Raw genomic sequence first — 15,327 nt, 5'->3', positions numbered from 1 at the left:
TGATCCTAAACCTGCCTTTATTGATGTTGCTTATTTAACTAAGCCTAATTTGACTAAACTTTGGGCAATTTGTACAGAATTCCAGGCTGCGCCTTTGAGGAGGTTATCAGATACTACCCACATATGAAAACCGCGGTCTTCGTCGATGTCTTTACGGATCCGTCCGACAAATACCTCGTTTTTGCCAACGCAATCAGCAGGCATTGGATAAACTTGATTGTCTGGATCGTCCTGCAGCACGACACCAGGCGCGTCCTTTAATAATGCTTTAATTTCTTCAGCACTTACATGGTCCGCCTCAATCTCAAAATATACAGATTCAGAATGCCCTACAGGGACTGGAAGCCGGACGCATGTCGCAGAAACCTGAAGCTCTGGTAAATGCATAATTTTCTTTGTCTCATTTATCATTTTCATTTCTTCGAATGTATAACCATTCTCTTGAAATTTATCAATTTGCGGAATCGCATTAAAAGCTATTTGATAATGTTTTTGATCGGATTTAACAGGAAGAATTTTTGGCTCATATGCTTCATCAGCCAGAACAGCCTTGGTTTCATCCATTAATTCCTGGATTGCAGCGGCACCAGCTCCAGATACTGCTTGATAGGTGGATACAATCACTTTTTTCAAACCGAATTTTTGGCGAATCGGTTCTAGCGCCACAACCATTTGGATAGTCGAGCAGTTCGGGTTGGCGATAATGCCGTTATGATTCTTCAAGTCATCTTCATTAACTTCTGGAACAACTAACGGTTTATCAGGATCCATTCGGAATGCACTTGTGTTGTCCACTACGATTGCTCCACGTTTAGCTGCTTCTGGAGCCAATTCTTTAGAAACACTGCCTCCAGCACTAAATAAGGCGATATCCACGCCTTCAAAGCTTTCAGGTTTTGCCTCTTGAACTGTAATTTCCTCTCCATTAACGGTTATTTTCTGCCCTGCTGAACGTGATGATGACAAAAGAGTAAGCTTTTCGATAGGGAAGTTTTGCTTAACTAATGTGTTAATCATTTGTTGTCCAACTGCACCTGTTGCCCCTACAACAGCAACGTGAAATCCATTTTGCTGATTCATTCTGTGTGTTCCCCTTCCTATACCAGCTGGTCACTATTCTGGAATTTTGCCAGCATTTCATTATTGGTTAACTCATCAGCAGGCCATCTTCAAAATGAACCCACTGATGAATGATTAATCTATTTTATCATATTCTATTAAAGAAATAACCATATTTATATAGGGGATTTAATTTAGTCACCATCTTTATAACGTTCGACCAAAACCGGCTGGATTTGCTTTCCTTCTAATGCGGTTTCCACTGTTTCAACTAACATGGACATTCTTGCAACCATTGAATTTGGTTTGTTAATTGGATCATCCTGGCCATAAGGAATAAAGTAGATATTTTTGGCGGCCATTAACCTCATTAAGTTGACACCATTTAATCCTAGGGCATCATTTGTTGATATTCCCAGCACCACTGGTTTTAGATTTCTCAATGTTGCTTTGGCGGCCATTAATACAGGACTGTCATTCATGGCATTGGCAAATTTACTCATCGACACGCCTGTTAAAGGAGCAATGACCATGCAATCGAGCGGCATTTTCGGTCCTAATGGTTCGGCTTTGACGATTGAATCGATTACCTTATTACCCGTTAAATCCTCAATCCGCTCTACCCAATCTTCTCCTTTGCCAAACCTGGTATCTGTATTTTTCACCGTGTATGTCACTACCGGCACTACCTCTGCTCCGGCCTGAACAAGCTTTTCTATTTCCGGAAAAACAGCATCGTAAGTACAATGGGAGCCGGTTAATCCAAATCCAATTCTCTTGCCTTGTAGACTCATTTTCCTTTCCCCTTTCGGTTATTAAGGTCATCCTGGAGTAATTGCGAAAGAACATCTGCTAGAATTTGCCCAGCTGTCTTAGGGGCAACAATCCCTGGCAGACTGGGAGCCAGCAATGCCTTTATTCCTCTTTTTTCTGCATAGCGGAAATCAGTTCCGCCTGGCTTTGAGGCAATATCAATGATTAATGAATGCGGGGGCAGCTTTGATATGACGCTCGCACTCACAATTTGGCAGGGAATAGTATTGATTAATATATCTGTATCGGACACCTCGTTTACAATATTGCTGAGATGAAACGGAGTTACCCCCATTTCGGTTATTCTAGCAAGGTGTTCACTTTTTCTTGCTCCGACTTTGACTTTTGCACCTAGGGCATGAAATGCTCTGGCAATGCTCATTCCACACCTTCCCAATCCGAGAACGGTAAGATTGGAACCATGGATAGTGAAGTCAGTATGCTGAATCGCCATCATAATCGTGCCTTCGACAGTTGGAATTGAATTATAGATGGCAACATCGTCCCTTGAAAATAGCTGAATTAAGGTTCTTTTCGACTGCTTAACAATTCCATTTAAATAGGCATTCGATATACCCGAGTAAATGGTGCAATGTTCTGGGGTTTTAGACAAAATATCTTCCGTCAAAACCACTTTTTCATTGGAAAAAATCGTTTCTACCTGTCCTTCATAATTCGTTCCCGCAACCGGCAAAATAATGGCATCTATATTAGCAAAATCGACTTCATCTAACTTTTCCTTGACCGCTCCAGTAAAGGCGTGATCCAGTTGTTCAAAACCAATTAGTGATAATCTTGCATCTAATTCTGTTAGCTTTCGGATGATTTCCAGCTGTCTGGCATCCCCGCCGATAATGGCTATCTGCATCTCTGTCAGCATGAAAGCATTCACCTTCTTTTAATAAAATCCTGCAGAATTTCTATTTGCTTTGTCACTTCCACATCTTATGTAAGAACCAATTAAACTGTGAGTTTTCCTGCCCAGGAAAATAAAAAAGCCCAAGCAAAAGTTATTTTGCTTGGGCTTTTATCCCGGTTTATTCCTCAGGTACATCTATAATAATCATATCTAATCCGATTTTTTTAATATGCTGCCAAGGGACTCTAATTTCTCCGCCCTGTTTTCTCAAACCAAACCATTTTACTGAGGGAATTAACAATGCCTGAATTTGTCCGGTTGTTTCGTTGATTTCTAAATCGGTTTGGCCTAGTACGCCAAGACGTTCTGCCTTTTTAACATCGACGATTTCTTTCCCGCTTAATTCGCTTAGTCTCATAGCAAGGCTCCTCTCTCCTTTTCTACTAGTGTATAGCGGGAAGTCCCAGTTTAGACTACGAAAAGGAAAGTGACTAATCCATCTAAAAAAAAAACAGTTCGAAAAAATCGAACCGTTTTTTTTAAAACTAATTTATCAGGCAAATTCCCGTCTGGACTAACCAATGAAACAGAAAAATGGTCAGTGAACACTTTTCGTGCCATTTCATCGACACTACGTTTTGTCACCTGATCAATTTCCTCAATAATCTCGTCTAACGAACGATGCCGTTTTAACAAGAGCTCGTTCTTTCCATTTCGGCTCATGCGGCTATTGGTACTTTCTAAGCTAAGCATCAATCCGCCTTTCAGCTGCTCTTTGCTGTTCGTCAGTTCCTTTTCAGTAATTCCATCTTGCTTCAATTTCTCCAGCGTTTCTTGAACGGTATCAAATAAAACATTAAGCTGCTTTGCACCCGTTCCCCCGTAAATCGTTACAATTCCACTATCCTGATAAGCAGAATGATAGGAGAAAATGGAGTAAGCTAAGCCTCTTTGTTCCCGGACATCTTGAAATAACCTTGAGCTCATGCTGCCGCCTAAAATGTTATTCAAGGTAATCAAACTATAAATATTCTCATGTCCAACTTTTAACCCTTCAAATCCAATGCATAAATGAGCCTGCTCCGTGTCTTTCTTTCTAGACTTGCGATTGGCATGAAAAACAGGAGGATTTCCAACTGTATCCTGATTCCCTCCTTCATAGGAACCAAAATACTTTTCCACCTCATATATAAAGGCTTCCGGAACGTTTCCTGCTATTGAAATCACGACATTTTCTGGTGTGTATCTTTGATGAATATAGTCTTTAAGTGACTGGCCGGTAAAAGTATTTAATGTTTCTTCTGTTCCTAGAATGGGATATCCCAGCGGATGGTCTTCATAGACTGCCTGGCTAAGCAAGTCATGCACAATGTCATCCGGTGTATCTTCATACATTTTTATTTCTTCAAGAACGACATTTCTTTCCTTATTTAATTCCTCTTCAACGAAGGTCGAATGAAAGAACATATCTGCTAATACATCAAGAGCAAATTTTGAATGTGTATCAAGAACTTTCGCATAGTAGCAGGTATACTCTTTTGAGGTGAAAGCATTTACTTGGCCCCCGATACTGTCGAAGGACTCCGCTATTTCTTTAGCAGTTTTTGTGGCAGTTCCTTTAAAAAACATATGTTCAAGAAAATGGGAGATCCCGTTTGTTTCTTGATTTTCATTTCTAGAACCGGTTCCAATCCAGATTCCAATGGCTACGGATCGAACGCTGGGAATTTGTTCTAGAACAATTCTTACTCCATTTTTACAAGTGTACTTATTTATCAATCGACTTCCTCCTGTCTATACAGCGGATGCTCATATCCAATACTTAATTATACCTATTATGACTATTTTATCCAACTTTAAGCTATCCTTTCCTCCTATTTCAAAATTCTCTCTTCCTTCATTAATTCTGTAACTGTACCTATTTTTAAATTTTTTTGCTCAATTTCTGTAATTAACCGGTCAAGCGCTTTGGCCGTGGAATCGGTCGGGTGCATCAGGATAATTGCCCCATTCTCTACTTTTGGGATGACACGATTGATTAAGGTTTCAGGGGCTGGCTTTTGCCAATCAATCGTATCCACTGTCCACATGACGGTTTTCAATTGTAAATCATGGGCAATCTTTATTGTTTCATCACGGTAACTGCCGCTTGGCGGTGCGAACCAATAACATTTCTGCTCTGTTACGGCCTCGATGATTTCATTCGTCTTGATGATTTGTTCCCTGGCTTGAGAAGCCGTCAGCTTCGCCATATCGGGATGGGAATAGGAGTGGTTCCCCACCTCATGTCCAGCGCTGACGATCATCTTGGCAAGCTCAGGATTTTTTTTAACCCAATTTCCTTCAAGAAAAAAACTGGCTGATACATTATGCCTTTTTAATGTTTTAAGCATATCCGCCAAATATTCATTGCCCCATGCAACATTAATAATAAACGATACCATTGGTTTTTCAGGATGTCCTCGATAAATGGGAGAAGGAGCTAAATCATCCAAATGTATTTTTGGTTTCACTTGGGTATATACTAGCTTATCTTTATCAAAAACACCTTTATTTTTCATATTCTTATAGGATGCTTCCACATCAACCTTTAATCCGTTATAACCAGGCATTGCCTTCCAAACCCGGTCAATTTTGGCATCAGAAGGTGGTTTTTCGTATGTAGGTGCATGTTTGATTATGCTTTGGTAAAGTGAATCCGAATCATTGCCTGCTGGCAAAGCGGATTCTGTTATATCAGCAAGATACCGATTGACAATGGGATTGTTTACACTAACGAAAGCAGCCAGACCAATTATAAATAAAGTGAACGCCTTTTTCATCTTTCCGTTCCCCCTTCCTTACAGATTATGTATCAGAAGGACAAGGTAGAACATAAGATAACCGCTGGTGCAGGACATTTCCCAAACCCGCAAATGTCAAACTTTCTATTGAAAAAAGAAAAAGTCAGGGGGCGCCTGACTTTTTTAATAAAACATGATGGGCACTAGTCCCATCCTGATTATTGCTTTTCTTCTGCCTTTTCTCGCTGCTCTTTCAATACAGCTTTCCGGGATAAGTTAACGCGCCCTTGCTTATCAATTTCGGTTACTTTGACAAGGAGTTCATCGCCGATTTTGACAACGTCTTCCACCTTTCCTACCCGTTCTTCAGCCAGTTCGGAAATGTGGACCAATCCGTCTTTTCCTGCGAAGATCTCAACGAAAGCGCCAAATTTTTCGATACGTTTTACTTTTCCAAGATAGATTTGTCCCACAACCACTTCTCGAACAATATCTTCAATGATGCTCTTTGCCTTTTGGTTCATCTCTGAATTCGCAGAGGCTATAAAGATAGTTCCATCTTGTTCAATATCAATCTTAACGCCAGTTTCCTCGATAATTTTATTAATTTGTTTGCCGCTAGGCCCAATCACATCACGAATTTTATCAGGATTGATGTGCATGGTTAAAATCTTCGGAGCAAATGGTGACAGCTCGGTCCGAGGTTCTGAAATGGTTGATAGCATATGGTCTAAAATTTGCATTCTTCCCTTTTTGGCTTGCTGCAAAGCTTCTTCTAATATTTCACGAGAAAGCCCTTCAATCTTAATATCCATTTGCAGCGCCGTAACCCCTTTGGATGTCCCGGCCACTTTGAAATCCATATCTCCTAAATGGTCTTCCATCCCTTGAATATCGGTTAAAACCGTATAATGTTCGCCGGATTTAACAAGACCCATGGCAATCCCTGCAACAGGAGCTTTAATCGGAACACCTGCATCCATCATTGCTAATGTGCTTCCGCAGATGCTTGCCTGTGAAGTTGAACCGTTTGATTCAAGCACTTCTGAAACAAGCCGAATCGTATACGGGAAATCCTTTTCAGAAGGGATTACCGGCTCAAGCGCACGTTCTCCCAAAGCACCGTGTCCAATTTCACGGCGGCCTGGTCCGCGGATTGGCCCAGTTTCCCCTACACTAAACGAAGGGAAATTATAATGGTGCATAAAACGCTTCTCCTCTTCAATTCCCAAGCCATCCAGAATTTGCACATCGCCCATTGCTCCAAGTGTACAGATACTTAAAGCTTGTGTCTGCCCTCTGGTGAAAAGGCCTGATCCATGGGTGCGGGGCAAAATTCCAACCTGAGAGGATAAAGGACGGATTTCATCAATTTTACGGCCATCTGGTCGGACTTTTTCAACAGTTATTAAGCGGCGGACCTCGCCCTTGACAATTTTATCGAGAATTTGTTTAACCTGCTTTAGGTCATCTTCTGTTGCCTCTTGCTCTTCAAATTTAGCCATCACTTGTTTTTTCACTTCATTAATGGCATCCTCGCGAGCATGCTTCTCTTGAACCTGAATGGCTTTAATCATGTCTTCTTCACAAATTTGCCTTACCTCAGCTTCAAGCTCTGCATCAATTTCATATAACTTAATCTGCATTTTTTCTTTGCCAATTTCAGCAGCTATCTTCTCTTGAAAATCGATCAGCCGTTTAATTTCCTCGTGACCATACATGATGGCTTCAAGCATGACTTCTTCAGGCACTTCATTGGCGCCTGCTTCAACCATGTTAATCGCATCTTTGGTACCGGCTACTGTTAAATGAATATCACTTTTTTCTGATTGTTCAACGGTTGGATTGATGACAAAATGATTGTCAACTCTTCCAACTACAACCCCGGCAATCGGTCCTTCGAATGGGATATCCGATACACTAAGAGCTAACGATGATCCCAGCATAGCTGCCATTTCTGGCGAGCAATCCTGGTCCACACTCATGACGATGCTGATTACTTGAACATCATTTCGGAAACCGTCAGCAAATAGCGGTCGAATCGGACGGTCAATGAGGCGGCTTGCCAAAATCGCTTTCTCACTTGGGCGGCCTTCACGCTTGATGAAGCCTCCAGGAATTTTTCCCACCGCATATAGCCGTTCCTCATAGTTAACGGTTAGCGGGAAAAAGTCTAAATTCTTTGGCTCCTTTGAAGCCGTTGCTGTACTTAATACAGCAGTATCTCCATAACGGACTAGTACCGCACCGTTTGCCTGCTTAGCAAGTTGTCCAATTTCAACGGTTAAATTACGGCCGGCCCAATCGATGGAGTATGCATGTTTCGTTTGTTCCATATTTTTACCCCTCTCAATCTAATCACTTGGGAGGATGATGCAAAAGTCAAATTACTGCGATCATCTTGCCAAATTTAAAAAATATTTTTAAAAAGCGGATTCGCTTTAGTTATCGTCATGAAGTTTAATTAGAATGGCCCATCTCCAGGCCATATGGCGCTGGATAGAACTAATGCTTTTCTAATAGTATAGACAAAAAAATCCTTACTTAAAAAATATGTATAATGGAAATCATTTTATCCTTTTTAAGCTAATAAAAAAGCGGGAAAAATCCCGCTTCTGTAAACTAACGACGTAGGCCAAGCTTATTAATTAACTCGCGGTAACGTTGTACATCTTTGTTACGTAGGTATGTTAAAAGATTACGACGTTTACCAACCATTTTTAAAAGACCGCGGCGTGAATGATGATCTTTCTTGTGAGTACGCAAGTGGTCATTTAAGTTGTTGATTTGTTCAGTAAGGACAGCGATTTGTACTTCTGCAGATCCTGTGTCGTTCTCATGAGTTTTGTACTCATTGATGATTTCGTTTTTACGCTCTTGTGTGATTGCCATCCGTGTTCACCTCCTAAAATTACAATCCCCATTTACCGAGCAAGCGTCGGTGACTCGACTTGCCAAGCAAAGGTTATTTTTAATACGTATTTAAGAATACCTTGTTTTATTAAAAAATGCAAGTTTAAACGATAATATATTACAAGAAAAATCCTTTTTCTTTATAAAATCAGAGAGCTTGTCGATTTTCTTTAAAGTATTGTAGAGCGCTGCGTTTATCCTGTTCGATTTGTAGAACCAATTCATCAATTCCCGCGAATTTCTGTTCTTGTCTCAGGCGCCGATGCCACTCGATGGTTACCTCTTCCCCATAGAATTCATGATTGTAGTCAAATAAATGTACTTCAACAGAAGGTTTTACGGTCTCATTATAGAACGTCGGCCTATATCCTAGATTACAAACCCCGTCGTGCCATTGCTGATTCACAAGCAGCTTAACAGCATAAACACCAGTTGGCGGCAGAATGCAGTCATCAGAAATCTCTACATTTGCAGTAGGGAATCCAATTGCCCTGCCTCGTTTATCTCCATGCACCACAGTCCCAGCAGTTGTATAATACCTGCCAAGCAAGACAGGCAGTTCATCCACTTTCCCGTCTCTAAGCAATTTGCGTATTCTAGTCGAACTAACCTTTTCATTCCCCTCTGTAAACTTCGGTACTACTGAGTAAGAAAACATGTCTCTTGAATGAAATGGCAAGGTCTCCATGGTGCCTTTCCCCATTCTTCCGTAGGTAAAATCAAAGCCTGCTGCTACATGTTTGACATTTAATCCTATGATATAATGATCCACGAATTCCTGTGGAAGCAAATTGGCGAATTCAGGAGTAAAATGAACAATAAACAAATAGTCAACTCCAAGCTCGGCAATTTTATTGACTTTTTCCGCTAAAGGAGTAATTGACTGTACATGCTGGTTATTTTTCCCCAAAACCACAGAAGGATGAGGATCAAACGTCATAACTGCACACCCAAGCCCATTTTCTGCTGCCTGTTTTTTTGCTTCAGCAATCACTTTCTGATGTCCAAGATGGACCCCATCAAAAAATCCCAAAGCCATTGCCAGAGGGGGGAATTGATTTTTCGCAAGGATTAATGGAAAACTAAGCTTAAATACATCCAATTGTACTTCACCTTTTCTATCTATACCTTTTCTATCTATACCTTTTCTATTCGTTCCTTAACACCTTAATTGGTTTGAGCAGCCCTGGCTTATTAGGATGCTGGGAATAAATGGCGAGTGCCAATCCACTTTCCGTTTCAGCTATAATCGGGCCGTTACATTTCATTAAGTGCTCAGGAATAGTTAAAACCGCACCATTTTTCACTTTCTCTGCTACTTTATCATGTATCACCATTTTCGGCAAATGAGAAAGAGCGGTTTCTAAAGGTCTTAAATAGTCTGCTATTTTTCCCTCTTCCATCAGCTTTTCAACTTGTTCAAATGTCAAACAATCATTTAAGGTAAATGAGGCAGACTGGATTCTGGTGAGTGCAGACATGTGGGCAGGAAATCCCAGCGCTTGGCCAATCATGACTGCTAATGTCCGAATATAGGTCCCTTTACTGCAGCTGACTCTGAATTTAAAACGTATAACCTCTCCGGAAAATTCATCCCGCTCATCAAGCAATTCATTTGAATAAATCGTAATCTTTCTTGTCGGCCGTTCGACTTGGATTCCTTTACGGGCATATTCATAAAGCCTTACGCCTCCTACCTTAACAGCCGAATACATGGGCGGTGTCTGTTCAATTTCCCCTGTGAATGATTCAAGAACACTAAGTATTTCTTTGCGAGAAATTGTCCGGTCTATCCGTTTTTTTTCTACTACTTCCCCTGAAGCATCTTCTGTAGTCGTGGAAAAGCCAATCGTTACTTCACCCTCATAAGCTTTTCCTGCATCCGTGATATATTCAGCCACTTTTGTTGCCTTTCCTATGCAAATCGGCAGAACGCCGGTCACATCAGGGTCAAGCGTGCCTGTGTGGCCGATTTTTTTCGTTTTAAGGATTTTTCTTAATTTAAAAACACAATCGTGGCTCGTTAATCCTGCAGGTTTATATAATGGCAATATTCCTTCCAATTTATAAAAAACTCCTTTCCAACCCGAAAAAAATGGATAGACAAGCGTCTATCCATTTCTCTCGTTTTTTATACGAACCATTTCATTCTTAGGAGTGCATTTTCGAATTAAACAAGAGAATTATTTTTCATCCTTCGATTCTGGCTGCTCGTCACCAGATTGTATTTGATGAAGTAATGTTTCGATTCGATTTCCATAATCGATCGACTCATCAAACTCAAAAATAATTTCCGGTGTTTTGCGCAATCGAATACGATGGCCGATTTCAGTTCGAATAAAGCCTTTTGCCTTTGCCAAACCTTTTAAGGTATTCTCTTTTTGTTCATCGTCACCTAATACGGAAATATACACTTTTGCTTGCTGCAAATCTCCAGTTACTTGAACGTCTGTGACTGTCACAAAGCCGATGCGTGGATCCTTGATCTTCCGGCCAATGATATCACTAAGTTCTTTTTTCATTTGCTCTCCAACACGATTTGCTCTAAGGCTCATCACATTCACCTCTTATTCAAAGCCATTCTATTTCGGTGATTGTCCTCTCGATCTCCGGAAACGAGTCAATTAACTTTAACGCGTTTTGCAATTCTTTTTCAGCCCCAGCCTTTGCTTGGGATACTGCTGCGATGGCAATCTTTGTCCGCTGCCATACATCCTGAAAGTCTACCTCTGCTGCTGAAACATTAAATTTTTGTTTCAAGCGGGCAAGAATTCTTTGCAAAACGGCTCGCTTCTCTTTCAAGGAATGGGCATCGTAAATGATGCATTCACATGAGGCGATGCCGACGATCATTTCCGTTCGACTTCTTCCATTACATATGCTTCAATGATGTCGCCTTCTTTAATATCGTTGAAGTTTCTAATGGTAATTCCACATTCATATCCTTGAGAAACCTCTTTGGCGTCATCTTTAAAACGTTTTAACGCGTCCACTTCACCTTCAAAAATGACAATCCCATCACGGATTACCCGGACTCCGCTGTCACGGGTGATTTTTCCGTCCGTTACATATGAACCGGCAATCGTTCCCACCTTTGATACTTTAAAGGTTTGGCGGACTTCAGCCTGGCCGATGATTTTTTCTTGGAATTCAGGATCAAGCATCCCCTTCATCGCTGCTTCCATTTCTTCAATCACTTTATAAATAATCCGGTGCAGACGGACATCTACTTTCTCAGACTCAGCAGCCCGTTTTGCATTCGCATCAGGGCGGACATTGAAACCAATAACAATGGCATTCGATGCAGAGGCCAGAGTAATATCGGACTCATTAATGGCACCAGTACCGCTGTGGATAATCTTAATGACGACTCCCTCAACATCAATTTTTTGCAAGGAGGCTGCCAATGCTTCTGCAGAGCCTTGAACATCCGCTTTAATAATGATATTAAGGTCCTTCATTTCGCCTTGTTTTAGTTGTTCAAACAAGTTATCTAAGCTAACACGGGTTTTTTCGCCGCGCTGGGCCGCAAGTGCTAGCTGTGCACGTGCTTCTCCCACTTGACGGGCAGTTTTTTCATCGTCAAATACGACAAAACGGTCACCAGCCTGAGGCACTTCATTTAATCCAGTAATTTCGACAGGTGTAGATGGACCCGCTTCCTTCACGCGCCGCCCTAAATCGTTGACCATTGCCCTGACACGTCCAAACGTATTTCCGACAACAATTGGGTCCCCAATTTTCAATGTGCCGTTTTGGACAAGGAGCGTAGCAACGGAACCGCGGCCTTTGTCAAGTCTTGCTTCAATTACTGTACCAACTGCATTGCGGTTTGGATTCGCTTTGTATTCTTCCACTTCGCTGACTAATAGAATCATTTCCAGTAAATTATCGATTCCTTCGCCAGTTTTCGCGGATAGTGGAACAAAGATCACATCGCCGCCCCATGCTTCCGCAACTAACCCATGCTCAGTAAGCTCTTGCATAACGCGGTCCGCATTGGCATCCGGCTTATCCATTTTGTTGACTGCGACGATAATTGGTACTTCAGCAGCTTTAGCGTGATTGATTGCTTCAACAGTTTGCGGCATTACCCCGTCATCAGCAGCTACCACAAGAATTGTAATGTCTGTGATTTGAGCTCCCCGCGCCCGCATCGTTGTAAAAGCAGCGTGTCCTGGTGTGTCCAAGAAGGTGATTTTTTTGCCATTTTCAACAACTTGATAAGCCCCTATATGTTGGGTAATACCTCCAGCTTCTCCTTCCGTAACTTTAGTATTACGGATAGAATCAAGCAGGGTCGTTTTACCATGGTCGACGTGACCCATGATTGTCACAACTGCAGGACGCTCAGCAAGATTGTCCGGTGCATCTTCAGTAAAATAATTCTCTAAATCAGTGGTATCCACCTTTATTTCTTCTTCCACTTCTACTCCGTACTCACCCGCAATAAGCTCAATCGCGTCTTTATCCAGCGCTTGATTGATGGTGGCCATCACTCCAAGCAGGAATAGTTTTTTGATAATTTCTGATGGCTCTCTGTGGAGCTTTTTGGCCAGCTCAGCAACCGTCAGTGATTCACTAAACGTAATTTTGGCTGGAAGTTCTTTTTCCTTTTTCTTCTGTGTTGCAGCCTGTTGTACAGGAGGCTGGTTTTTCCGCCTATTATTATGATTCCGATTTTGGTTTTGATTATGATTCGGCTTATTTTTTGGCTTGCCAGCTTGAAAAGCCTTGTTTTCTTTAGACTGGTATTCCTGATCGTGTTTTTTTCCTTCTTTTGCTTTTGGCGGTACAGCAACTTTTACTTTTGCAGGAACAGCCAATTTGTCCTCTTCTTCCTCAAAAGCCTTAGGATTGGACTTTGGCGGTACCACTGGCTTTTTGGCCATATTTTGCCCTGCAGGACGTGGATTATTGGATTGTTTTTGCTGCGCAGCATTCCCTTGTTTTTGCTGAGAGGAGCTGCTTTCTTTCTTCGTGTAAACTGCATCCAGCTTTTTAATATCTCCTGCTTCTAATGTGGCCATATGGTTGGAAACCTCTATATTCATTTCTTTTAATTTCGTTATAATTTCCTTACTCGAAAGGTTATATTTTTTTGCATACTCATAAACACGCATTTTACTCATTCATTTCACCCCCGCTAGATTTAATCGAGCAACGTCACCAGTTTCTGGGCAAATCCATCATCTAAAACAGCTACCACAACGCGGGCTTCTTTGCCGATTGACTGGCCAAGAAGATAACGATTTTCAACTATTTTTAAAGGAACTGCATATGAATTACATTTATCTGTAATTTTTTTTGTCGTATTTTGAGATGCATCTGCAGATAATAAAACAAGTTTAGCATTTCCACTGCGGATTTGCTTCACAGATAGCTCTTCACCTGATATGATTTTCCGTGCTCGATTGGCCAACCCTAGGAGAGACATCCATTGATTTTGTCTCATTTGGGTGACCCATTCTCCTTCTCGATTAGTTCAAGAAGTTCATCATATAGAGAATCATCGATTAGTACCTCTAAATGATTGGAAAGAATATTTTTTTTCTTTGCCAGCAAAACAGCATCCTTTTCCTTAGAAAGGTACGCTCCCCTGCCGGACTTTTTCCCCGTCAAATCGATAGAAACTTCGCCTTCTTTTGAGCGAACAATGCGAACGAGTTCTTTTTTCGGCTTCATTTCACCGGTTGCCACACACTTGCGCATCGGAACTTTTCTTTTAGTGTTCACGATTATTCACCTCAAACCTATTCTAACTCTTCGTCATAATCAAAATCTGGTTCAGGAGAATCATCAAATAATCTGATTGTTTCCTCACGTGGATATATTCCCTTTTCACGGGCTTCAGATTCTGATTTTATGTCAATTTTCCAGCCAGTTAATTTTGCTGCAAGCCGGGCATTTTGGCCGCGCTTGCCAATAGCTAGTGATAATTGGTAATCTGGAACAACTACTGTAGTAGCTTTCTCTTCTTCATTGACCATTACGTCAAGTACTTTTGAAGGACTAAGGGCATTTGCAACGAATACAACTGGATCATCAGACCATTTTACAATATCGATTTTTTCACCTTTTAGTTCATTTACAACAGCTTGAACCCTTGTCCCTTTTGGACCAACGCAGGCACCAACTGGATCCACTTCCGGATTATCGGAATGAACAGAAATTTTCGAACGGTCTCCGGCTTCGCGGGCCACCGATTTAATTTCCACTGTGCCATCATAAATTTCCGGTACTTCAATTTCAAAAAGCCGCTTTAAAAGTCCCGGATGAGTACGGGATACAAAAATTTGTGGTCCCTTTGTTGTTTTTTCCACTTTCGTGATAAAAACCTTAATCCGGTCATGTGGCTTGTAGCGTTCATTTGGCATTTGTTCATTGATAGGCAGCAATGCCTCAATTTTGCCAAGGCTGACATAAATAAACTTGGAATCGAGCCTTTGCACAATCCCCGTCATAATGTCTTCTTCACGGTCGATAAATTCAGAGTAGATGATACCCCGCTCTGCTTCTCTAACACGCTGGGTAACCACTTGTTTTGCCGTTTGCGCTGCAATTCTCCCGAAGTCTTTCGGGGTAACTTCCATTTCGACAACGTCTTCTACTTGGTAGTTTGGATTGAGTCTCCTTGCATCTTCAATAGAAATTTCCAGTCGTGGATCAAAAACCTCATCCACCACCTCTTTACGTGCAAAAACACGCATGGTGCCTGTTCCCAAATTCAAGTCAATTCTTACGTTCTGTGCCTGATTGAAATTGCGGCGATAAGCAGAAATAAGTGCAGCTTCAATAGCATCAATTAATACGTCTCTGGAAATACCTTTCTCTTTCTCCAGTACAGTAAGAGCATCTAATAATTCGCTGCTCATTTGTTCGTATCCCCCTAACCTTTTT

General features: G+C 41.4%; 16 protein-coding genes. All 16 read right to left on the bottom strand.

The features are described from left to right. Positions 1-30: 30 nt before the first annotated feature. Positions 31-1,080 carry an aspartate-semialdehyde dehydrogenase gene (asd, locus tag NFS43_RS02390; protein WP_251549165.1) on the bottom strand — a complete coding sequence of 350 codons (1,050 nt, stop codon included), beginning with the start codon at positions 1,078-1,080 and terminating at the stop codon, positions 31-33. Between the two features lie 173 nt (positions 1,081-1,253). Continuing rightward, positions 1,254-1,853, bottom strand: coding sequence for a dipicolinate synthase subunit B (dpaB, locus tag NFS43_RS02385; protein ID WP_251549164.1), 600 nt, complete (start codon positions 1,851-1,853; stop codon positions 1,254-1,256). Next, complete coding sequence (gene dpaA / locus NFS43_RS02380; protein WP_251549163.1) at positions 1,850-2,752, bottom strand: dipicolinic acid synthetase subunit A; 903 nt, start codon at positions 2,750-2,752, stop codon at positions 1,850-1,852. The genes dpaB and dpaA overlap by 4 nt, the downstream gene beginning before the upstream one ends. Positions 2,753-2,909: 157 nt before the next feature. Further along, positions 2,910-3,149: a YlmC/YmxH family sporulation protein gene (locus NFS43_RS02375; protein ID WP_251549162.1), complete on the bottom strand. Its 240-nt coding sequence runs from the start codon at positions 3,147-3,149 to the stop codon at positions 2,910-2,912. Positions 3,150-3,199: 50 nt separating this feature from the next. Then, positions 3,200-4,510 carry a M16 family metallopeptidase gene (locus NFS43_RS02370; protein ID WP_251549161.1) on the bottom strand — a complete coding sequence of 437 codons (1,311 nt, stop codon included), beginning with the start codon at positions 4,508-4,510 and terminating at the stop codon, positions 3,200-3,202. Positions 4,511-4,605: 95 nt separating this feature from the next. Next, the gene (locus NFS43_RS02365; RefSeq protein ID WP_251549160.1) at positions 4,606-5,553 is read right to left on the bottom strand and encodes a polysaccharide deacetylase family protein; all 948 of its coding nucleotides are present in this window, start codon (positions 5,551-5,553) and stop codon (positions 4,606-4,608) included. Between the two features lie 179 nt (positions 5,554-5,732). Continuing rightward, on the bottom strand, positions 5,733-7,850 hold the full coding sequence (gene pnp / locus NFS43_RS02360; protein WP_251549159.1) for a polyribonucleotide nucleotidyltransferase: 2,118 nt from the start codon (positions 7,848-7,850) through the stop codon (positions 5,733-5,735). Between the two features lie 286 nt (positions 7,851-8,136). Next, positions 8,137-8,406, bottom strand: a complete 270-nt coding sequence (gene rpsO / locus NFS43_RS02355) for a 30S ribosomal protein S15 (protein WP_251549158.1) — start codon at positions 8,404-8,406, stop codon at positions 8,137-8,139. A 169-nt stretch (positions 8,407-8,575) separates the two neighbouring features. Then, on the bottom strand, positions 8,576-9,529 hold the full coding sequence (gene ribF / locus NFS43_RS02350) for a bifunctional riboflavin kinase/FAD synthetase (RefSeq protein WP_251549157.1): 954 nt from the start codon (positions 9,527-9,529) through the stop codon (positions 8,576-8,578). Between the two features lie 46 nt (positions 9,530-9,575). Further along, a complete protein-coding gene (gene truB, locus NFS43_RS02345; protein WP_251549156.1) occupies positions 9,576-10,490 on the bottom strand; it encodes a tRNA pseudouridine(55) synthase TruB in 915 nt (304 codons plus the stop codon). A gap of 120 nt (positions 10,491-10,610) precedes the next feature. After that, positions 10,611-10,982: a 30S ribosome-binding factor RbfA gene (gene rbfA / locus NFS43_RS02340; RefSeq protein ID WP_251549155.1), complete on the bottom strand. Its 372-nt coding sequence runs from the start codon at positions 10,980-10,982 to the stop codon at positions 10,611-10,613. A 16-nt stretch (positions 10,983-10,998) separates the two neighbouring features. Continuing rightward, a complete protein-coding gene (locus tag NFS43_RS02335) occupies positions 10,999-11,280 on the bottom strand; it encodes a DUF503 domain-containing protein (protein WP_251549154.1) in 282 nt (93 codons plus the stop codon). Further along, positions 11,277-13,559: a translation initiation factor IF-2 gene (gene infB, locus NFS43_RS02330; protein ID WP_251549153.1), complete on the bottom strand. Its 2,283-nt coding sequence runs from the start codon at positions 13,557-13,559 to the stop codon at positions 11,277-11,279. Before infB ends, NFS43_RS02335 begins: the two co-directional genes overlap by 4 nt. Positions 13,560-13,579: 20 nt before the next feature. Then, a complete protein-coding gene (locus tag NFS43_RS02325; RefSeq protein WP_251549152.1) occupies positions 13,580-13,882 on the bottom strand; it encodes a YlxQ family RNA-binding protein in 303 nt (100 codons plus the stop codon). Next, complete coding sequence (gene rnpM, locus NFS43_RS02320; RefSeq protein WP_251549151.1) at positions 13,879-14,163, bottom strand: RNase P modulator RnpM; 285 nt, start codon at positions 14,161-14,163, stop codon at positions 13,879-13,881. The genes NFS43_RS02325 and rnpM overlap by 4 nt, the downstream gene beginning before the upstream one ends. A gap of 17 nt (positions 14,164-14,180) precedes the next feature. Further along, entirely contained in the window at positions 14,181-15,302 is a 1,122-nt protein-coding gene (nusA, locus tag NFS43_RS02315) for a transcription termination factor NusA (RefSeq protein ID WP_251549150.1), read from the bottom strand. Between the last annotated feature and the right edge of the window lie 25 nt (positions 15,303-15,327).

Origin of the sequence: Neobacillus muris (assembly GCF_943193175.1) — a bacterium.
Classification (GTDB): domain Bacteria; phylum Bacillota; class Bacilli; order Bacillales; family Cytobacillaceae; genus Neobacillus; species Neobacillus muris.
The sequence above is the reverse complement of the archived record's forward strand: the minus strand, read 5'-3'. Positions and strand labels throughout refer to the sequence as shown.

Bases quoted from the DNA above. Each gene is read 5' to 3' on its own strand.
- NFS43_RS02325 (WP_251549152.1), bottom strand. From the start codon at position 13,882: ATGAGACAAAATCAATGGATGTCTCTCCTAGGGTTGGCCAATCGAGCA.
- NFS43_RS02365 (WP_251549160.1), bottom strand. From the start codon at position 5,553: ATGAAAAAGGCGTTCACTTTATTTATAATTGGTCTGGCTGCTTTCGTT.
- NFS43_RS02375 (WP_251549162.1), bottom strand. From the start codon at position 3,149: ATGAGACTAAGCGAATTAAGCGGGAAAGAAATCGTCGATGTTAAAAAG.
- dpaB (WP_251549164.1), bottom strand. From the start codon at position 1,853: ATGAGTCTACAAGGCAAGAGAATTGGATTTGGATTAACCGGCTCCCAT.
- pnp (WP_251549159.1), bottom strand. From the start codon at position 7,850: ATGGAACAAACGAAACATGCATACTCCATCGATTGGGCCGGCCGTAAT.
- asd (WP_251549165.1), bottom strand. From the start codon at position 1,080: ATGAATCAGCAAAATGGATTTCACGTTGCTGTTGTAGGGGCAACAGGT.
- rbfA (WP_251549155.1), bottom strand. From the start codon at position 10,982: ATGAGCCTTAGAGCAAATCGTGTTGGAGAGCAAATGAAAAAAGAACTT.
- dpaA (WP_251549163.1), bottom strand. From the start codon at position 2,752: ATGCTGACAGAGATGCAGATAGCCATTATCGGCGGGGATGCCAGACAG.
- rpsO (WP_251549158.1), bottom strand. From the start codon at position 8,406: ATGGCAATCACACAAGAGCGTAAAAACGAAATCATCAATGAGTACAAA.
- nusA (WP_251549150.1), bottom strand. From the start codon at position 15,302: ATGAGCAGCGAATTATTAGATGCTCTTACTGTACTGGAGAAAGAGAAA.
- NFS43_RS02335 (WP_251549154.1), bottom strand. From the start codon at position 11,280: ATGATCGTCGGCATCGCCTCATGTGAATGCATCATTTACGATGCCCAT.
- infB (WP_251549153.1), bottom strand. From the start codon at position 13,559: ATGAGTAAAATGCGTGTTTATGAGTATGCAAAAAAATATAACCTTTCG.